Raw genomic sequence first — 20,379 nt, forward strand, 5'->3', positions numbered from 1 at the left:
ATGGTGGCGCTGCTGTTGATACTGGGTCTGGGCGGCCTGGCCGCGCTGTACAGCGAGCGCCTGCACCCGGGGTTGCCGCGCTGGATGTCTCTGGCGGTGTGCGCGCTGGCGCTGTTGTGCCTGCTGCCGACCGCCGGCGCCAGCGGGGTGGCGCCCGGAACCTGGCTCCAGCACCTGCGGGTGGACTGGCTGCCCCGGCTCGGCATCAGCTTCGAGCTCGGCCTCGACGGCCTCAGCTGGCTGCTTGTGGCACTGAGCCTGCTGCTCGGCCTGATCGCGGTGGCATCCTCCTGGGACGAAATCGATTTCCGCCCCGGCCTGTTCCAGGCCAACCTGCTGTGGACCCTGACCGGTGTGTGCGGCGTGTTCCTGGCCCTCGACCTAGTGCTGTTCTTCCTGTTCTGGGAAGTGATGCTGGTCCCCATGTACCTGCTGATCGCCATCTGGGGCCACGAGGACCGGGCCCGCGCGGCGATGAAATTCTTTATCTTTACCCAGGCCTCCGGCCTGCTGATGCTGGTGGCCATCGTCACCCTCGCCGTGACCGTTGGCGCCGGCGGCCAGCTCAGTTTCAGCTACTTCGACCTGCTGGGCGGCGCACTGGAGCCGCGCACGGCCTACCTGCTGATGCTGGGCTTTTTCCTGGCCTTCGCGGTCAAGCTGCCGGCCTTCCCCTTCCACACCTGGCTGCCCGACGCCCACACCCAGGCGCCCACCGCGGGCAGCGTGCTGCTGGCGGGCATTCTGCTCAAAACCGGCGCCTACGGCCTGCTGCGTTTCTGCCTGCCCCTGTTTCCGCAAGCCTCCGCGGAGTTCGCGCCGGTGGCCGTGGCGCTGGGCGCCGCCGGCGTCATCTACGGCGCGGTACTGGCTTTCGCCCAACGTGACTTCAAGCGCCTGGTGGCCTACAGCAGCGTCAGCCACATGGGGTTTGTCCTGCTGGGGCTCTACGCCTTCAACGCACTGGCGGTGCAGGGGTCGATCATGCAGATGGTGGCCCACGGGGTCAGCACCGCGGCCCTGTTCATGATGGCGGGCGCCTTGCAGCACCGCCTGCACACCCGCGACATGGCGCGCATGGGCGGCCTCTGGGCCCAGGCGCCGCGCATGGGGGCCTGCGCGCTGTTTTTCGCGGTGGCCTCCCTCGGCCTGCCGGGCCTGGGGAATTTCGTGGCCGAATTCCTGGTGCTCGCGGGGCTGTTCGCGGTGCGTCCCTGGATGACCTTGCTGGCGGCCCTGGGCCTGATCACCGCGGCGATCTACGCCCTGTGGATGATACAGCGCACCTTCCAGGGCCCGGCCCGAGAGGAACTGTCGCCGACAGATTTCGGCGCCCGCGAAATGCTCGCCATGGCGGCGATGATGTTCGCCCTGCTGTGGCTGGGGCTCTACCCGCAACCGGTGCTCGACATCGCCCGCCCGGTGGTGGATCACCTGCTGCAATTCGACTTCAGCGTGCGGGAGGCCCTGTGAGCGGGGCGGAACTGCAGGCCATTCTCCCCCTGGGCATCCTCGCCGGCGGCATCATTCTGGTCATGCTGCAAATCGCCTTCCGGCGCCACCTGGCCACCTCCATAAGCCTGTCGCTGCTCACCCTGCTGGCGACCGCAGCCGCCGCGCTCGAGGGCGGCGCCGACATGCCGGTAACGCCGCTGCTGCAGGCCGATAGCTTCGCGCGCCTGTTCACGGTGCTGTTCTGCCTCGCGGGCGCGATCTCGACCCTGCTGTCCACCGACTACCTGGGCCAGCGGGACGACGAACCCGAGGAGTACTACCTGCTGCTGTTGCTCAGTAGCCTGGGGGCCTGCGTACTGGCCTACGCCAGTCATCTCGCCTCCCTGCTACTGGGGCTGGAGTTGATGTCGGTGGCGCTCTACGCCCTGATCGCCTACCCCAACAAGGCGCCCCTGCCGCTGGAAGCGGCGGTCAAGTACCTGATGCTATCGGGGGCCGCGTCCGCCACCGCGCTGTTCGGCTTTGCCCTGCTCTACGCCGGCACCGGCAGCCTGTCATTCACCGGACTGGGCCAGGCGCTGGACGCAAACCCGGAAACCGGCGTCCTGCTGCCGGTGGCGGCGGTGATGGTCGTCGCGGGGCTGGCCTTCAAACTCTCCCTGGTACCCTTCCACCTGTGGACGCCCGACGTCTACCAGGGCGCCCCGTCGCCGATCACCGGCTTCCTCGCCTCGGTGTCCAAGGCCGCGGTGCTGGTGGTGCTGTTGCGCTGGTTCTCCGACGCCAACCTGTTCCGCTTTCCCGCGCTGGTGCAAACCACGGCGGTCCTGGCCGTGCTCAGCATGCTGGTGGGCAACCTGCTGGCCCTGTTGCAGGACAACATCAAGCGCATGCTGGCCTATTCCTCCATCGCACACATGGGCTACCTGATGATCGTGTTCGCGGCCGCGGCCGCGCCGGGGCAGCGCGACTTCGCCCTGGAGGCGGCCAGTTACTACCTGATCGCCTACACCGCCACCACCCTGGCGGCCTTCGCGCTGCTGACCATGCTGGGGGCTGGTGAGGGTGGCCGCGAACACTGCCAGCTACAAGACGTGAGCGGCCTGTTCTGGCGCTATCCGGGCCCGGCCATCCTGCTGTTGGTGGCGCTGCTATCGCTGGCGGGCATCCCCCTGACCGCCGGCTTTCTCGCCAAATTCTACCTGGTGGGCGCCGCCAGCGGCAGCGGGCAGTGGGTCCTGCTGGGCAGCCTGGTGATAGGCAGCGCCATCGGTATCTACTACTACCTGCGCGTGGTGTTCTACATGAGTCGACGCCCCGGGGAATACCAGTCCCGCCCCGGGATGACCCGGTTTTGGCCGGTCCGGCTCACCGCCTGGTTGCTGGTGGCCGCGGTTTTACTGCTCGGCGTGCTGCCGCAACCGCTATTGCACTACTTAGCGTCTATACTCTGAATGTGTGGCAGGCATTGGCAACAAGAACCACAAGCGCTAGCTGCTAGGGAGGCACCATGCTGCAATCCGTAAACCTGCGCGACTACATGCTGACCAATCCGGTGAAGGTCAAGGCCACCGACAATGTCCTCGAGGCCATGCAAGTCATCATCGACAACCGGATTTCGGGCGTGTGCGTGGTCGATGACCAGAACAACCTGGTGGGCATCCTGTCGGAGCTCGACTGCCTGCGAGCGGCTCTCAGCGCCGTCTACAACGAGGGCAACATCGGCGCGGTCAGCGAGTACATGGCCAGCGACAACCTGGTGGTGGCCCATCCCAACGAGGATATCGTGGATGTGGCCCAGGACATGCTGCTCAAGAACAAGCGCCGACGCCCGGTGGTGGAGGACGGCAAGCTGGTGGGGCAGATCACCTGCCGGCAGTTACTGAAGGCGGTGAAGAAGTTCCGGAGCTGATTCCAGGCGTCCGCCCCCTGCCCCCGGCAGGGGCACCCGGGGGCGGGCAGCCGACGGGAACGCCCGGGGGCACGCACAATCCGGGAGAAAATTCCAGATCGTTTTCCGCGATTGACTCGCGCATAATGCCGGGCGATGTCCGTCCATAACCTAGCATTCGAATCCCCATGACCACAGCCATTTCCCAGCGCCTCGCCGACGAACTCGCCGTGCGCGAGGCACAGATCAACGCCGCCGTTTCCCTGTTGGACGAGGGCGCGACCGTGCCCTTTATCGCCCGCTACCGGAAAGAAGTGACCGGCGGCCTGGACGACTCCCAAATGCGCCAGCTGGAGGAGCGCCTCCACTACCTGCGCGACATGGAGGAGCGGCGCCAGACCATCCTCAAGTCCATCGACGAGCAGGGCAAACTGACCCCGGAACTCGAACAGTCCATCCTGTCGGCGGAAACCAAGAACCGCCTGGAAGACCTGTACCTGCCCTACAAACCCAAGCGCCGCACCAAGGCACAGATTGCCCGGGAGGCGGGCCTGGAGCCGCTGGCCGACGCCCTGCTCGCCGACCCGGGCCTGGAGCCCGAGGCCACGGCACAGGCCTACCTCAATGAGGACGCGGGTATCGGCGATACCAAGGCGGCCCTGGACGGCGCGCGGCAAATCCTGATGGAGCGCTTCGCCGAGGACGCCGACCTGCTGGCCCGGGTGCGCGACTTCCTGGCCGACAACGTGCAGCTGGCCTCGCGCCTGGTGGAGGGCAAGGAGCAGGAGGCGGCCAAGTTCCGCGACTACTTTGAACACACCGAGGCGCTGGCGGGGGTCCCCTCACACCGCGCGCTGGCGATGTTCCGCGGCCGCAACGAGGGCTTTTTGCACCTCAGCCTGGTGATGCACGCGGAGGAAAAACCCACCGACGCCCACCCCTGCGAGGCGATGATCGCCGAGCACTGGCAGATCGCCGACCGCGGACGGGCCGCCGACCGCTGGTTGCAGGACACCGTGCGCTGGGCCTGGCGGGTCAAGCTGTTGACCCACCTGCAAACCGACCTGCTGGGCCAGTTGCGCGAGCGCGCCGAGGCCGAGGCCATCGATGTGTTTGCCAATAACCTGAAGGACCTGCTGCTGGCGGCGCCCGCCGGCGCCAAGGCCACCATCGGCCTCGACCCGGGACTGCGCACCGGCGTGAAGGTGGCGGTGGTGGACGCCAACGGCAAGCTGCTGGATCACACCGCGATCTTCCCCACCCCGCCGCAGAACCGCACGCGCGAGGCGGCCGCCACCCTGGTGCAAATGATCCGCAAGCACGGTGTCGAACTCATCGCCATCGGCAACGGCACCGCCAGCCGGGAAACCGACAAGTTCGTCGGCGACATGCTCAGGGACAACCCCGATCTCAAGGCCAGCAAGGTCATGGTCAACGAGTCGGGGGCGTCGATCTATTCCGCCTCGGAGTTCGCGGCCCGGGAGTTTCCCGACCTGGACGTCACCATTCGCGGCGCGGTGAGCATCGCGCGCCGCCTGCAAGACCCCCTCGCCGAGCTGGTGAAGATCGACCCTAAGTCCATTGGCGTGGGCCAGTACCAGCACGACGTCAGCCAGGTGCAACTGGCGCGGCAACTGGACGCGGTGGTGGAGGACTGTGTAAACGCCGTGGGGGTGGATGTGAATACCGCTTCTGTGCCGCTGCTGTCGCGGGTCTCGGGCCTGAACCAGACCCTGGCCGGCAATATCGTCGCCCTGCGCGACGAGACCGGTAGCTTCGCCAACCGCCGGGCCCTGCTCAAGGTCGCGCGCTTTGGCGACAAGACCTTCGAGTTGGCCGCGGGCTTCCTGCGTATCAACGGCGGCGACAACCCCCTGGACGCTTCGGCGGTGCACCCCGAATCCTACGCCGTGGTCGAGGATATCGCGCGGCGCCAGCAGCGCGAGGTGGCCAGCCTGGTCGGCGACAGCCGCTTCCTGCGCGCCCTGAAGCCCCAGGACTATACCTCCGATACGGTGGGGCTACCCACGGTGACCGACATCATCGCCGAACTGGACAAACCCGGCCGCGACCCGCGCCCGGAATTCCGCATGGCGACCTTCCAGGAAGGCGTGGAAAAAATCTCCGACCTGCGTCCCGACATGGTCCTCGAAGGCACGGTGACCAACGTCACCAACTTCGGCGCCTTCGTCGATATCGGCGTGCACCAGGACGGCCTGGTGCACATTTCCGCGCTGGCGGACCGCTTCGTGAAGGACCCCCGCGACGTGGTCAAGGCCGGCGATATTGTGAAGGTGAAGGTGATGGAGGTGGACGAGGCGCGCAAACGCATCGGCCTCAGCATGCGCCTGGGCGACAAGGCCGCGGACCAGGCCTCCTCGACGCGCGGCGAGACCCGCCGCGGCGGCAGGGACCGCCGGGGAGGCGCCGGTAAGAAAGCGGGGCAAGACAAGCCCGCCGCCAACACCGCCCTGGCGGCGGCCTTCGCCAACGCCCGCCAGGGGCGCTGATCCGCTAGCTTGCCTCCCGTTCCCCCACCCAGGCGAGGAAGGCCTCCTCGCTCAGGGCGGGGGCATAGAGAAAGCCCTGCACGCAGTCACAGCCCAGGGCCGCCAGGCGGTCCCGGGTCGCCTCGTCCTCGACACCTTCGGCCACCACCTTGAAATCAAACAGGTGGGCGATTTCGATAATGATGCGCACCAACTCCTCTTCCCGCCGTTGCGCCATCATGCGCCGCACGAAGGACTTGTCGATTTTCAGCTCCGTCGCCGGGATGTGCTGGAAGTAGGACAGGGAGGAATAGCCGGTGCCAAAGTCGTCGATCGACAGGCGCACTCCCTGCTCGCACAGCTCTCGCAACACATGGAAGCCCGCTTCCTTGTCCTCGATCACCGCGTCCTCGGTAATTTCCAGGGTCAACAGGGCCGGGGCTACCCCCCAGATGTTGAGCGCATCGTGGACCATGTTCGCGAGATCGGGATGGTTCACCATGCTGGCGGGCACATTGACCGAGAGCGGCAGTTCACAGCGCCATTGCCGGAGCTGGCGCAGCGCGCGGTTGAGCACCCATTTACTGAGATCGTAAACCCTGCCCGACTCCTCGGCCATGCGCACCACGCGGTCCGGGGAGATCGCGCCGTGGCCGGGGAGTTCCCAGCGCAACAGGGCCTCGGCCCCCTCCACGCGACCGGAGTGCAAACTGATCTTGGGCTGGTAGTGGAGTTCCAGGGCGTTGTCGTAAAGCGCTTCGGCAAAGCGCTGCTCAAGCTCGAGATCCGGGGACTGGCCCGGCTGCTCCCGCAACAACTCCTCGATGGCGAGAGTGCCGCCCATCTTGACCTGTGCAAGGCTCGCCTCGGCCTGCGCCAGCACCGCGCCCCGCGAGTAGTTTCCCGGGCGCCCAAAAGCCAGGCCGATATTGACCTCGACCGATAGCCCCACGTCGTCGATATCCAGGCCGTCCTCCAGCAAGCGCTGAACGCGATTGACCGCCAGGGCGATAAAGCCCGGATTTTGCAACTGGGGCAGGATGAAGGCGAAGCCGTGGCTGCCGATACGATACACCGTGTCCGGCAGCTTGCTGACCGACAGCAGCTGGCCCGCGGCCTCGCGCAGCAGCCCGTCACCGGCCTCAAAACCCAGGCGGCGATTGATCGCCCCCAGGTTGCTGAGGTCGATGAGCAGTAGACCGAGGTTATCGCCGCCGCGCTCCGCGTGGCCCAGCGCCTCACCCAGGCTAAGCAGGAATTCCCCACGGCGGATGGCTGGCACCGGCGCCACTACAACTGGATCCCCGTCATGTCGATGCCATAGGCCTCCGGTTCCAGGCTGCCGACAATATCCAGAGGTTCACCCGCGGCGGTTTGGGTCTGCTCCTTGAGGTCCAGTGTGTGCATGTCGGCGACCGGCTGCTTGTCGGCGTCCAGCAGTACCATGACCCGCGGACGCAAACGGCGCGTGCGGTACTCGGCGATCACCACCGCCACCTCTCCCGAGGACAGTTCCACCAGCGAGCCCGCGGGATAGATGCCCACGGCCTGGATAAACTCCTCCACCAGCTCGGCCTGGAAGTCCACGTCACGCCACTCGTAAAGCATTTTGATCGCCGCGGAGGGCGATGTGGCGCGGGCGTAGGCACGGTGACTGGTGATGGCGTCGTAACAGTCGACTATCGCGGCAATACGGGCGAATACCGGTATCTGGTCGCCACCGAGGCCCGCGGGATAACCCGAACCGTCATGGCGCTCGTGATGGTGGGCGACCATATCGAGGACGTCCTGGTTCATCAGGCCGGTTTCACGCACCATGTCGACGCCGAGAGCCACGTGCCGCCGCACCTGCACGAGTTCCTCCTCGGTCAGCGGCCGGTCCGCGCGCAGCAGCGCCTGGTCCAGGCGCAGCTTGCCGATATCGAACAGCAGGCCGCCGATGGCCAGGGAGCGCAGGTCCGAGCGCGGCAGCCCCAGCTGTCGCCCCAGGGCCACGGCCCACACCGAAGCGCCGAGCGAATGCTGGTAGGTATAGTGGTCCTGCTGCTTGAGCCGGGCGAGCCAGATGCAGGCGTCGGGGTTGCGCGAGATGCTGTCGATCATCGGCTCCACCGACTTGCGCACCCGCAGCACATCCAGCGACCCGCCCCGGGAGACGTTGGAGAAAATTTCCTCGATCCCCTCCGACAGGGCCTGAACCGCCTCCCTGGCGCGGGGAAATTCATCCGCCCACTCCGCCCGGTCCCGGTAGGACTTCAGGGTTCTCTGGCTGAACAGCGACTCGATGGGACGCCGCGGGCGCTGACTGAGCTTGCGCTGCGCCAGCTCCAGCGTCGCGCGGCTCTTCTGCAGGTCCACGTAGACGTACTGGCACAGTTCCCGCAGCTTGGCCAGCTCATCCTCGCTCGAGATGCGAAAACCCTGCATCGCGAAGGGCGATTCCAGCCAGGGGCGGTCCAACCCCGATACATACATTCCGACCTTGAGGTCGGCGGTATACACTTTCTCGACTTCAATCATCTATTATGCCGCGGTCCCGCCCCGGGAATCGGCACTAGCATACCGCGTGTGACGGGCAAAATCGCCCCGCTGGACACAGAGCCGGCCAACGGGTTTGGCAGCCGCCGGCCTTCGGGAGCTAGAACGCGAAGTTGCGCGCGGCTTCGCGCATGCGCGGCCAGGCGCGCAGTGCCGCCGCGAATCCCCCGGCGCTCCGACGGATAACATCGGCTACCTGTTCCTCGTCGCCGCCGCTGGGCACATCGCCCACATCGGCGAGCCTGGCCGGCCGCTGCAGTGCCTCGACACAGTGCCGCGCGTTGATTTCAAGGTACTGCTTCCAGTCGGCGTCCAGCGACCCCGTATCGGCGAGCCGATCATTGATCGTCTGCAGCGTAAAGGCCTGGGCCCTGGCCATGCCCACGCGGTACCGGGCCAGCAGGGCGCCGTTGGGCATCCCGGCCAGCGCTTGCAGCGTCGTCGCCAGCGACTCCAGGCGCGCCTCAAAGCTGGTGACGGTGTCCTCCGGCTTGCTGCGGGACAGATAGGCGGCCACGAGTTGCAGGCCGCCACGGGGTACGGCGCTGTCCCCGGCCACATTGCCCATGCGTTCCTCGAGTGGCATGTGGGGCACTGCCCAGTCATATTCCAGCACCGCCGAATCCGGCATCAGGTAATCGATCATGGCGCCGAACAACTGATCCTCGCCGCGCAATGCCGGAAAATAGGGAGGTAGCGGACGGCGGTTGTCCAACCCGGTAACCTGCGACATTACCGCGCGCTTGGATACCGTCGGCCCGGGGTGGCCCAGCCAGCACTGGCGCGAGCGGAGGGCGCGCATCAACCCCCCCGGCACCGAGAGCATGCCCTCCACGCTGGCCGGGGTCATGTTGGGCAGCCAGCCGTTGTTGGCGGTCCCCGGGTCGCCCAGGGTCCCGGCCTGGGTGACCAGCACCGGCGACGACGCTCCCATGGTGCGGAACAGGGAGGCGCTGGTACCGCGCAGCTGCTGCGCCTGGAGCGCGGGCACACCGAGTTCGCCCAGCGCCTCGCCGAGCCCCATGCCCAGGCAGCGCGCGTGACCCGAGAGCGGGTCAAACTCGGCGCTGAACCACTGCTGCTGCCACTGCCCGGCCTCGTCGAAAAAGGCGGCCTCGCGCATGCCGTCGCTGAACATCACGCCGGAATAGCGCTGCGCGGGAATTCGCGCTTCGCACAGGACGTCGTCGTCCATTATCACGCAGCGGTCGCCCACGGATAGCAGCAGGCAGAGCGTGCGCGCCCTGCCGTAGGTTTTCATCGGTTGCCAGCGTTCCCGCTGCAACAGAAAACGGATGGCTTCACGGTCGTCGGGCAGGGCGGTTTCCAGCTCGGCGATCAGTCGCGACTGCGCCTCCTCGCCCACGTAGTGCATGGTGGTGGGGCTCACCAGGTTGAACTGCGCTACGGCTTCGCGGTTGCGGGCGGCGTTGCCGGGGTCCCGTGAATCATCGACCAGATACAGTTGCTTCTGCCCCGCCAGGCGAACCTTGCGCAGCAGGGACTCCAGCAGGCGCTCCACCGCGGCCGGCCGGTCACAGGTGATCACAAAGGCCTTGGCGCGATCCAGAGCCTCGGCGGCGTCGCCGCTGTTGACCCGCTCGCAGATACTGGCGGCGCTAACCAGCAGGCCCGCATCCCGCACCATGCCCAGGACCCGCTCCGCATCGGCAACATTGCCCCCGAGTTGCGGGAACACCGCGACCAGGTGGCGCGCGTGTTCGGCCAGCGTCCGAAACACCGTACAGTGCTGCAACACCATGGCAACTTCCTGCTGTACGAGCATCTGCGCGCCGGTGGTCTTGCCCACCAACAGCGTGCCTCCAGCGGTCGCCAGGCTTTCATGGTCGTCCACGGCGAACAGCGGCTCGTCGCCGCCGGCCGCAGGCACCTCTGCCGTCTTATTGTCCCCGCCGACCTGGAAGGAGTAGGAAATGCGTGTTTCATCAGTCATGGCGGGCACTCACTGTCTGGACGGCGAAAACCGGTGATTCTAGGGATAGTGGCGGGCACTGTAAACGCGGCCGGGGTCGCAAGGCCCTGTTCAGATACGATGATTTTGCCCTGTCACTTTCGAGACAGGGGGCTATTTTCCCCTTTAAAAACATTCGGTTATTCCACGGCGAACCTGCGTATGCGCGGACATAGCCAACGCCAATGCCCTAGTTGCCCAGACCGTAGTCCGCGGCATCGATTGCCAGGACAACGTCGCTTTCACCCTCCACCCGCCGGCGCAACCATGGCCCCACGGCATTGAAGAGCCCGGCATTGCTGGCTAGCAAGGGCAGGCGCAGCAACAGGATATCCCCCGGCCGGTTCAGTCGCACGATGTGCTCGGGGTCGTTCGCGCGACGCTCTATACGCAATTCCCGCCAATCGATGGGCACTTGCTGCCCGGTTTGCCAGCGCATTTCCAGCTGTAGCGAGGCCAATTCCTGGTGAAACTGCTCGCACAAACCGCGCACCTGCGAAACCGGCCCCCCCGCGGAAAACCGCAGGCTCACGCCGTCGAAGGCACAGGCCAGGCCCTCGCCGCTGAATGCCCAGTCGACCTTGACGGTCTGGCGGGTCACCGGAATCGGCCCGGCCTGGCCAACCGAAGGCAGCAGCCGGGCACAACGCCCTCCGGCGCAGAACGATTCCAGCACAGCCTGCTCATAGGCGGACTGTTCGCTGGCGCGGGGATGACTCAGCATTACCCGCTGCCCGCCCACCGTTACAACGACGGGCGCTACGCCCCGCCCCGGCGTCAGGCCCAGCTCCCCCGCGCTCTCGAGCCCCTGGCTCAGCTGCAGCACCTCGGCGGAGAACTGGTCCACGGCCATCGCCCAGCGGGAGGCGTCCCCTGGACCGCCTGGCTTGCGCGCCTCGTGGCGGGCGAGATCGGCCTCGGCCATGTACAGCTCGGCCAGCAGTGTCAGCGCCGCCCGGGCGAAAAGCCGTCGCTCGCTTTCGGGGCCCTCCTGCAGGGCGGTGACGACCCGTTGAAACCGCGAATCGGGCTGCTGGGCCTGAGTGGATAGCACGGGAGCGATCAGCAGCAGAAGCCCCGACACGGCGGTAAAACGAAGACATCTGGTGATTGCTGTCGCGGTCATTTTTCCCCTGGGGAAAGGAAGAGGACATCCAGTATAACGCCGCCACTACCGCGGCGCCGGATGCTCTATCACGCTTGCCACCGCGGCGCGGCGGTCGAGGCTGAAACACCGGACCTGCCCGCGGGCGAGCATCGCCACCGCCAGGGGCCGAAGCCAACCTGGCCGGATTCGCCCGTTAATTCAGTAGATACTGGCAACGGGCTTCATCAGCCCGCCAATTGAGCGCGATGGCAGGATCAGTGGAAGCCAGCTCGGTCATCCGGGCACCGCTGGTGGCCGGTGTGATTGAGTACACCGCGTGCGCCATCGCGCTATCCGGAAACCACGCTGGCGGCGAGGACTCAGCGCCCCCGCGCCAAACCACCAGAAGGCGCTGGTCGGATTCGACCTCCGGCCGCACCTGCATTATCGGATCGCTTTGCTGGGTCGCGGGAATAAACTGGCGTCGAACGACACGGCCGTCGTCCGCGTGAACGCTCATCAGGAAAAGCCCCTGGTCCCGGCCCGAGACAGGGCGGCTGCGCCAGCTAAAACGCGCGATCTGATCGTGCCCGTTAACTTGAATAACCGTGGGCGCGTCCGCGGCAGTCGATATTCCCACCTCGATTGGAATGGCGCTGTCGCAGCGCAAATAATCCGCGCCCGTTGATAAGCCATCGACCTGGGCCCGCAGCATACGATCCAATTGCGCGCGCTCACAATGATCGAGCGGTGGGACCGGCACGCCGGCCTGGCAACCCGCGAGCGCACGTGGCAACAGTTCGCCATCGTAGACCTGCGCGTAGCGACTGACAAAGAAATCCCGGTCGTCTTCGACGAGAAGTGAACGCCCCAAAGCGAACTCGGCATTGTGCTCCACGCCCAGCAGATCCAGCACAGTGGGCGCGAGATCATATTGGGCGCCGGTTTCAATGCTCCCGCCAGGGGCCCCGGCCCCCATGACAAGCAGGGGCAAACGCCGATCCTCCAACACCGAATCGCCGAACAAACGGCGCATTTCCGCGTTGCGAAACACCGAATGGTCCGCGGTTACGACCACCAGGGTGTTTTCCAGAATGCCACGTGATTCAAGCGTCTCGAGCCAGGTCGCCAACAACTGGTCCGTGCAGTGCAGGGCCTGGAGGAAATCCGCTTCGTCATGCCTGTAGGGCGCGCATTCCGCGTAGCGATAACCAGGCAGGTGGGTGCCTATGGTGAGCAGGGTCAGATTGAATGGCCTGCCGTCCTGTTGCAGCACATCGATTTCCTCGAGTGCCTGGCCAAACAGATCCGCGTCGCTCAGCCCCCAGGTACCGGGGCGCTGGTTAAGGCCACGCTGCCGCCATTCGTTCAGCCCCAGCAGCGTGTTGTAGCCGTGCTTGCCGAGGAACTGCCCCTTGCCGGCAAAGCCGAGGTTGGCGCCACCGAGATAACTTTGGCGGTAACCGGCCTTTGCAAGCACGTCGCCGAGGCAGGTCATGCGCTCGGCCAGACCATCGGCCTCGGAAAGCGAATCACTGCCGCGCTGGAAGGGAAAAAGCGTACCGCATTGTGAATTCACAATGCCCTCGATGGTGATGTAGCCGCTGGTGTGGAAATCCCGTACCAGAGCGTGCTTTGCCTGCATGTCTCGCAGCCGGGGCATCAGGTCGGGCCAATCTGGATGATCAACCACCGACGCGCCAACCGATTCCAGATAGACCAGAATCAAATTCCGGGGGCGTGGAGGAGCGCTTGCGTCCAGTCGATTTTTGGCTGGCAGGTCAGCGGTAACAAAATCCGCGTTTCGCCACAGCGCCATTTCGCTCGCCGCCAGCGGCGGTGCAACCGGCGCGTGCCATTGGCGCCAACCATCGACCAAACGCCATTCGGGAAGCTGGGAGTGCATGGCAACCAGCGCGCCGCTACTGACCAGCAAAAGCGCGGTGGCTGCGTGGATCGCGAGGCGATTACGAATCACCGACAATGCCAGATAACTGAGTACAAGCAGTACCGGCAACAGCACGCCCGACAGCAGAAACAACGCCGTGAATTCATCAATCGCCACTTTCAGCGCATCGAACTCAAGGTGTAGAAAAAACTCCGGGGTAAAGCCGGCGCCGCTAAATTGAGCGACCCCCATGTAGGCTATTCGCACGAGGGCCAAAAGCACCAACACCATCGACACCAGGAGCTTCCACGGCCATTTTGCGGGAAGCAAGGCAGCGATGGCCGCGACGAGCAATAACCAGGCCAGCGCCGAGACTGTCACGCGCCACACAGAGCCCTCCCCCAGCGCCTGCACGGCGAGAACACCGGGGACGGCGAGCGTTCCGGCACCTAGCAGTACAGCCACGACAACGACGGTGAAGGGAATGGCTTTAGGGCGATTCAGTTTATTGTTCATGGAACTCTCTTATACTTGCGGTAGCCCGGCGGTTCCGGTCAATCAACCAGCGCCGCGGCCCCAAAATTTCCGCAACAGACGACATCGATGCACTGTTTGCCCAAACACCGCCCGCGGAGTCTGTTTACGGTTATGAATAGCGAGACACCGCGACGGAATGTACACATCTTCCCGCCTTGCTCTGGACGCCCTGGCGGTGGGCGCTGGCACCCGAACTTCAGGCGAGGTCCAGTCGTCAACACGCCAAATACCCGATCGGCTTGCATCTGGCGGCGGAAGTTTCGGTATCAATGGGCTTGTGAAAAAGCGATGAGATACTGGCGCGTAAAAGCTACTAGCGCGCCGTCACAGCCACGGCACCGCGATGCAGCGCTGAACCACTTACGGCAGCTGGCTCTCGGTGCGGGTTTACTTTATCCTAGTTCTCGCTAACATTCACCTTGACAAGCAGTAAATATTATCCGAACCGGGGCCAGCTGCAAATGCATAAAAACCATCTCAAACGTGTTCCGCTCCTCGGTTTCATCGCAATACTCTGCCTGTCCGCGGCTTATGTTCTCCGCGCCGGCATCTATCCCCCCGGGCAGACTGCAAGCAAGGCGGCAAAAAACGTTATTGTCATACTGATCGATGATCTGAGTGATGATGTCGGATTCCTGGGCAGCGGCGAAGCTCACACGCCCAGCCTAGATGCGCTGGCGTCGCGTTCGGTGGTCTTCGAGCAGGCCTTTGCCCAGGCTCCGCTTTGCAACCCATCGCGAACGAGTTTCCTGACGGGCACTTACCCGAACACCACCGGAATCTACGGACTGAAGCCCGATTTTTGGGAAGTACCGGCTCTTGCCAGCCTGCATACCCTGCCCGGCTATTTTCGCCAGGCAGGCTACTACACCGGCACTGTCGGCAAGGTTTTTCACCAACGCGCTCACGAGGCTTCCTACGATTACGTAAAAAAAGGCTGGTTCGGCGCTTTCGGGCCCTTCCCCCCCGAACCCCTGCAACCCGATTTCAATTTCAACCCGTATTTTGACTGGGGGCCCTATCTTCAGGAAAAGGAAACCGCGGATTACAAAGTTGCCTCCGCGGCTTTGAAATTTCTTCAAAAGGCCAAGGACAAACAGTCGCCCTTTTTCCTGACCCTGGGTTTTTTCCGCCCACATAGCCCAAGGTATGCGCCGCAGGAATTTTTCGATTTACACCCCATCGACAGGGTTTCCATACCGCCGATTACAACGGGCATTGAGGATGAGGTATCCGAATATGCGCTCACGCTGGTCAATTACCAGCGTCGCCAGCGGTATCGCACCTACCTTTCAGAGAACGGCAGGGAGCGGGAGAACATTCAAGCCTACAGAGCGTCCATTAGCCTGGTGGACCGGCAAGTTGGCCGGCTGATGGAATACCTGTCTTCCAGCGGTTTGGACACCAACACTGTGATTGTTCTTGCCAGCGACCACGGCGTGCAAAACGGAGAGAAGAACCTCTGGTATAAAAGGACGCTTTGGGAAGGCTCGACCCGCGTCCCGCTTTTGATCGCCATTCCCGAAACAAAGAGCGCGAGAGTTGCAAGCGCCGTTGGCTTGATCGATATTTTTCCGACTCTGGTCGAGTACGCAAGCCTACCACTTCCCGCGCAACTGGAGGGAAGGTCCCTGATGCCCTACCTTCTGGGATCCACAAGCGCAACTGCCGGCAATGGCGAGCCCGTACTAACCGTTCACGGCCCCGGCAATTTTGCGTTGCGGAACCAACGCTGGCGCTACATACAGTACGCCGATGGATCGGAAGAACTCTACGACCATTCAAACGATTCGTCGGAATCCGTGAACCTGGCCATTCCCTCCAGACAAACCGAGTCGATCCGATCGACCCTGGATTACTTTCGCGAAAAGGTGCCCAGGGAATATGCGGATTTCGTGCCGGGAACAAGCGGATTTTCCAGCAAGGCTTTTCCAGGCAAGTAGGCGCTTTCGTTTAGAACAAATCCGCCTTATTAGCTGCCGGTGGCAAATCCGCACCCGGCTTAGCGGTCCGCATCGCACGCGGCGCAGGCGGGAACTCAGGGCTGCCGCTGTTCGGCAATCAGACGGTCTATCGAGGTAGTGACATCCAGGGCCCCGCTCTGGATTTCGCCGACGATGCCCTCGATCTCATTGACATGACCTTGAAGCTGCTGGCTCATCGCCACCGCGCAGTGCATTCGCTCGCTCAACCCATCACGGACAGAAAGCGGGGGCTCGCATGAGGCAGCCCCTTGGGCTGCCATGGCCTATTTTGGGTGGCGAGCGGTGCTCGCCATCGCTGCGCGAGAGCCTGCGGCGCCCCCTTGCCGTTCAGCTTAACTGAACAGGCCGGTGAGCCTGCCCCATGAGCGTTGCGAATGCTTTGGGTACACATGGTGGCTTTTTGGGACGGGGCAGGACGGGGCAGGACGGGGCAGGACGGGGCAGGACGGGGCAGGACGGGGCAGAAGATCAGCGCATCCTAAAAAACAAAACCCCCTGCAGCGTGTTCGGTCGAATCTCGCTGAGGGGGTAGACTGGTAGAGGCAGCCCGTTGGGCTGCCATGACCTACTTTGGGTGGCGAGCGGTGCTCGCCATCGCTGCGCGACGCCTGCGGCGCCCCCTTGCCGTTCAGCTTTGCTGAACAGGCGCGGTCACATGGCAGTCCCTGCGGGACTGCGGCAGGACGGGGCAGAGAATCAACGCATCCTTAAAAAACAAAACCCCCTGCAGCTGTGCTGCAGGGGGTTTTCTTTTTTAGGAGCCTGGCGATGACCTACTCTCACATGGGGTGGTCCGGCACTCCGGGACCCCATGTAAAGAGCGGGGTCTGCCCATGTGAGAGTATCGAACACGCCATAGTAAAACGCCCCGACCATAACTGATCGGGGCGTTTTGATTAGGAGCCTGGCGATGACCTACTCTCACATGGGGAGACCCCACACTACCATCGGCGATGCATCGTTTCACTACTGAGTTCGGAATGGAGTCAGGTGGTTCCAATGCTCTATGGTCGCCAGGCAAACTGGCTTGCCTCCGGTCTCATCTCTACAACCGGCAGCGTTGACCTCCATGGATGGAGGAAATGCTGGAAATGTCCGACCGGCGTACCGGTGGAACGATTTCAGTGCAAATAAGGCGGTAAATCAAGCTTGTGAAGTTGAGTCGCACTGTTGCATTAACATTAACACTGGACTTAATCACAACATCCGCAGTCTGCAACGTGTGCCTCTTAACGCGCACACCAAACAACTTGGATTATATGGTCAAGCCTCACGGGCAATTAGTACTGGTTAGCTCAACGCCTTACAGCGCTTCCACACCCAGCCTATCAACGTCCTAGTCTTGGACGGCCCTTTAGGACCCTCAAGGGGTCAGGGAGAACTTATCTTGGGAGGGGCTTCCCGCTTAGATGCTTTCAGCGGTTATCCTGTCCGAACGTAGCTACCGGGCAATGCGTCTGGCGACACAACCCGAACACCAGAGGTTCGTCCACTCCGGTCCTCTCGTACTAGGAGCAGCTTCCCTCAATTCTCCAACGCCCACGGCAGATAGGGACCGAACTGTCTCACGACGTTCTAAACCCAGCTCGCGTACCACTTTAAATGGCGAACAGCCATACCCTTGGGACCGGCTTCAGCCCCAGGATGTGATGAGCCGACATCGAGGTGCCAAACACCGCCGTCGATGTGAACTCTTGGGCGGTATCAGCCTGTTATCCCCGGAGTACCTTTTATCCGTTGAGCGATGGCCCTTCCATACAGAACCACCGGATCACTAAGACCTAGTTTCCTACCTGCTCGACTTGTCAGTCTCGCAGTCAAGCGCGCTTGTGCCTTTACACTAACCTCATGATTTCCGACCATGATTAGCGCACCTTCGTGCTCCTCCGTTACTCTTTGGGAGGAGACCGCCCCAGTCAAACTACCCACCACACAATGTCCTCGACCCAGATAATGGGCCTGAGTTAGAACCTCAACTTTACCAGGCTGGTATTTCAAGGACGGCTCCACAATGGCTAGCGCCACTGCTTCAAAGCCTCCCAGCTATCCTACACAAGTAAAGTCAAAGTCCACTGTGAAGCTGTAGTAAAGGTTCACGGGGTCTTTCCGTCTAGCCGCGGGTACACTGCATCTTAACAGCGATTTCAATTTCACTGAGTCTCGGGTGGAGACAGTGTGGCCATCGTTACGCCATTCGTGCAGGTCGGAACTTACCCGACAAGGAATTTCGCTACCTTAGGACCGTTATAGTTACGGCCGCCGTTTACCGGGGCTTCGATCAAGAGCTTCGCATAAGCTAACCCCATCAATTAACCTTCCGGCACCGGGCAGGCGTCACACCCTATACGTCCACTTTCGTGTTTGCAGAGTGCTATGTTTTTAATAAACAGTCGCAGCCACCTGGTCACTTCGGCCAGCCTCAGCTCAGGGAGCAAGTCCCATCACCAAAACCGGCGTACCTTCTCCCGAAGTTACGGTACCATTTTGCCTAGTTCCTTCACCCGAGTTCTCTCAAGCGCCTTGGTATTCTCTACCTGATCACCTGTGTCGGTTTACAGTACGGTTCCTTCATATCTGAAGCTTAGAGGCTTTTCCTGGAAGTCTGGCATCAACCACTTCGCGTTACCTTTCGATAACACTCGTCATCAGCTCTCGGCCTTAAGAACCCGGATTTGCCTAAGTTCTCAGCCTACAACCTTAAACAGGGACAACCAACGCCCTGATGGCCTAGCCTACTCCGTCCCCCCATCGCAATATGAAGAAGTACGGGAATATTAACCCGTTTCCCATCGACTACGGCTTTCGCCCTCGCCTTAGGGGCCGACTCACCCTGCGCCGATTAGCGTTGCGCAGGAAACCTTGATCTTCCGGCGGGGAGGTTTTTCACCCCCCTTATCGTTACTCATGTCAGCATTCGCACTTCTGATACCTCCAGCAAACCTCCCGGTTCACCTTCAACGGCTTACAGAACGCTCCTCTACCATGCGTGCAAGCACGCATCCGCAGCTTCGGTACACTATTTAGCCCCGTTACATCTTCCGCGCAGGCCGACTCGACTAGTGAGCTATTACGCTTTCTTTAAAGGATGGCTGCTTCTAAGCCAACCTCCTAGCTGTCTAAGCCTTCCCACATCGTTTCCCACTTAATAGTGTTTGGGGACCTTAGCTGGCGGTCTGGGTTGTTGCCCTCTCGACGACGGACGTTAGCACCCGCCGTCTGTCTGCCGTGATTGTACTCCTGGGTATTCGGAGTTTGCATGGGGTTGGTAAGTCGGGATGACCCCCTAGCCCAAACAGTGCTCTACCCCCCAGGGTAAGACACGACGCTCTACCTAAATAGATTTCGAGGAGAACCAGCTATCTCCGGGCTTGATTAGCCTTTCACTCCGATCCACAGCTCATCCCCTAATTTTTCAACATTAGTGGGTTCGGCCCTCCAGTTAGTGTTACCCAACCTTCAGCCTGGCCATGGATAGATCGCCCGGTTTCGGGTCTATTGCCTGCAACTGTACGCCCTATTAAGACTCGGTTTCCCTACGCCTCCCCTACTCGGTTAAGCTTGCTACAGACAATAAGTCGCTGACCCATTATACAAAAGGTACGCAGTCACCCCACGAAGGGGCTCCCACTGCTTGTACGCACACGGTTTCAGGATCTATTTCACTCCCCTCTCCGGGGTTCTTTTCGCCTTTCCCTCACGGTACTGGTTCACTATCGGTCAGTCAGTAGTATTTAGCCTTGGAGGATGGTCCCCCCATCTTCAGTCAAGATATCACGTGTCCCGACCTACTTGTCGCAAGCTCAGTACCACAACGGAGTTTTCGTGTACGGGGCTATCACCCTCTATCGCCGGACTTTCCAGACCGTTCCACTAACTCCACTGCTATCACTTGCAGGCTAATCCCCGTTCGCTCGCCGCTACTGAGGGAATCTCAATTGATTTCTCTTCCTACGGGTACTTAGATGTTTCAGTTCCCCGCGTTCGCTTCGCTAAGCTATGTATTCACTTAGCGATACCCAATTTACATTGGGTGGGTTTCCCCATTCGGACATTCCCGGATCAAAGGTTGGTTGCCACCTCCCCGAGACTTTTCGCAGGCTCCAACGTCCTTCATCGCCTCTGACTGCCAAGGCATCCACCGTATGCGCTTAGTCACTTGACCATATAACCGAAGTTATCTGACGCTCTCAAACCGCAAGAGCTATCAAGCAGACTGTTCCCCGACCCCCTTAAGCATAGGTCGGGTACTGGAGACAGATACCGATCAAAGTATCTGCCCGCCGGATGTTGTGACGCTTAAGTCACAGTGTTGTATTACAACTCGTTCGATAGCGGGGAATTGAAACCCGCCATCGGAACTTCATATCTTTGAACTGCTCCCTCAACCGTCATCTTTCGATCACAGTCTCAGGTTACAATTCAGAGACTCAGCTTGATTTACCTTGTTAAAGAACTGTCCGGTTGTGAAAACCAGAAACAAACACACTGACAACTGTGACAATGCATTTCTTTCTGAATTCCAGTGATGCGACGGGGA

General features: G+C 62.2%; 11 protein-coding genes and 2 rRNA genes. 5 read left to right on the plus strand and 8 right to left on the minus strand.

From position 1 onward, the window contains the following. From JYP50_RS03555 to JYP50_RS03570, 4 genes are all read left to right on the plus strand, one after another. A complete protein-coding gene (locus JYP50_RS03555) occupies nucleotides 1-1,473 on the plus strand; it encodes a complex I subunit 4 family protein (protein WP_241262805.1) in 1,473 nt (490 codons plus the stop codon). Then, nucleotides 1,470-2,909 carry an NADH-quinone oxidoreductase subunit NuoN gene (locus JYP50_RS03560; protein WP_206559091.1) on the plus strand — a complete coding sequence of 480 codons (1,440 nt, stop codon included), beginning with the start codon at nucleotides 1,470-1,472 and terminating at the stop codon, nucleotides 2,907-2,909. Before JYP50_RS03555 ends, JYP50_RS03560 begins: the two co-directional genes overlap by 4 nt. Nucleotides 2,910-2,965: 56 nt before the next feature. Beyond that, nucleotides 2,966-3,367 (plus strand): CBS domain-containing protein, encoded by a 402-nt coding sequence (locus JYP50_RS03565; protein ID WP_241262780.1) that lies wholly within the window; start codon nucleotides 2,966-2,968, stop codon nucleotides 3,365-3,367. Between the two features lie 167 nt (nucleotides 3,368-3,534). Continuing rightward, entirely contained in the window at nucleotides 3,535-5,856 is a 2,322-nt protein-coding gene (locus JYP50_RS03570) for a Tex family protein (RefSeq protein ID WP_206559092.1), read from the plus strand. Nucleotides 5,857-5,860: 4 nt separating this feature from the next. Here JYP50_RS03570 and JYP50_RS03575 read toward each other — a convergent pair whose 3' ends face one another. The 5 genes from JYP50_RS03575 to JYP50_RS03595 form a co-directional block, all read right to left on the minus strand. Then, nucleotides 5,861-7,126, minus strand: coding sequence for an EAL domain-containing protein (locus JYP50_RS03575; RefSeq protein ID WP_206559093.1), 1,266 nt, complete (start codon nucleotides 7,124-7,126; stop codon nucleotides 5,861-5,863). Then, nucleotides 7,126-8,355, minus strand: a complete 1,230-nt coding sequence (locus JYP50_RS03580) for an HD-GYP domain-containing protein (RefSeq protein WP_206559094.1) — start codon at nucleotides 8,353-8,355, stop codon at nucleotides 7,126-7,128. Before JYP50_RS03580 ends, JYP50_RS03575 begins: the two co-directional genes overlap by 1 nt. A gap of 118 nt (nucleotides 8,356-8,473) precedes the next feature. Continuing rightward, nucleotides 8,474-10,327 (minus strand): hypothetical protein, encoded by a 1,854-nt coding sequence (locus JYP50_RS03585; protein ID WP_206559095.1) that lies wholly within the window; start codon nucleotides 10,325-10,327, stop codon nucleotides 8,474-8,476. 208 nt (nucleotides 10,328-10,535) lie between these two features. Continuing rightward, nucleotides 10,536-11,471: a hypothetical protein gene (locus JYP50_RS03590; protein WP_206559096.1), complete on the minus strand. Its 936-nt coding sequence runs from the start codon at nucleotides 11,469-11,471 to the stop codon at nucleotides 10,536-10,538. 175 nt (nucleotides 11,472-11,646) lie between these two features. Then, on the minus strand, nucleotides 11,647-13,836 hold the full coding sequence (locus JYP50_RS03595) for an LTA synthase family protein (protein WP_206559097.1): 2,190 nt from the start codon (nucleotides 13,834-13,836) through the stop codon (nucleotides 11,647-11,649). A gap of 482 nt (nucleotides 13,837-14,318) precedes the next feature. On the opposite strand from JYP50_RS03595, the gene JYP50_RS03600 reads away from it, so the two are divergent. Next, nucleotides 14,319-15,800: a sulfatase gene (locus tag JYP50_RS03600; RefSeq protein ID WP_206559098.1), complete on the plus strand. Its 1,482-nt coding sequence runs from the start codon at nucleotides 14,319-14,321 to the stop codon at nucleotides 15,798-15,800. 95 nt (nucleotides 15,801-15,895) lie between these two features. Here JYP50_RS03600 and JYP50_RS03605 read toward each other — a convergent pair whose 3' ends face one another. From JYP50_RS03605 to JYP50_RS03615, 3 genes are all read right to left on the minus strand, one after another. Next, on the minus strand, nucleotides 15,896-16,048 hold the full coding sequence (locus tag JYP50_RS03605; protein ID WP_206559099.1) for a hypothetical protein: 153 nt from the start codon (nucleotides 16,046-16,048) through the stop codon (nucleotides 15,896-15,898). Between the two features lie 696 nt (nucleotides 16,049-16,744). Beyond that, a 5S ribosomal RNA gene (gene rrf / locus JYP50_RS03610) occupies nucleotides 16,745-16,860 on the minus strand. 241 nt (nucleotides 16,861-17,101) lie between these two features. Further along, nucleotides 17,102-20,004, minus strand: a 23S ribosomal RNA gene (locus tag JYP50_RS03615). Nucleotides 20,005-20,379 lie beyond the last annotated feature (375 nt).

The sequence above is a fragment of the Parahaliea mediterranea genome (genome assembly GCF_017255185.1).
Classification (GTDB): domain Bacteria; phylum Pseudomonadota; class Gammaproteobacteria; order Pseudomonadales; family Halieaceae; genus JAFKCZ01.

Coding starts and splice junctions, on each gene's coding strand:
- JYP50_RS03590 (WP_206559096.1), bottom strand. CDS start 11,471: ATGACCGCGACAGCAATCACCAGATGTCTTCGTTTTACCGCCGTGTCG.
- JYP50_RS03555 (WP_241262805.1), top strand. CDS start 1: ATGGTGGCGCTGCTGTTGATACTGGGTCTGGGCGGCCTGGCCGCGCTG.
- JYP50_RS03580 (WP_206559094.1), bottom strand. CDS start 8,355: ATGATTGAAGTCGAGAAAGTGTATACCGCCGACCTCAAGGTCGGAATG.
- JYP50_RS03595 (WP_206559097.1), bottom strand. CDS start 13,836: ATGAACAATAAACTGAATCGCCCTAAAGCCATTCCCTTCACCGTCGTT.
- JYP50_RS03600 (WP_206559098.1), top strand. CDS start 14,319: ATGCATAAAAACCATCTCAAACGTGTTCCGCTCCTCGGTTTCATCGCA.
- JYP50_RS03570 (WP_206559092.1), top strand. CDS start 3,535: ATGACCACAGCCATTTCCCAGCGCCTCGCCGACGAACTCGCCGTGCGC.
- JYP50_RS03565 (WP_241262780.1), top strand. CDS start 2,966: ATGCTGCAATCCGTAAACCTGCGCGACTACATGCTGACCAATCCGGTG.
- JYP50_RS03585 (WP_206559095.1), bottom strand. CDS start 10,327: ATGACTGATGAAACACGCATTTCCTACTCCTTCCAGGTCGGCGGGGAC.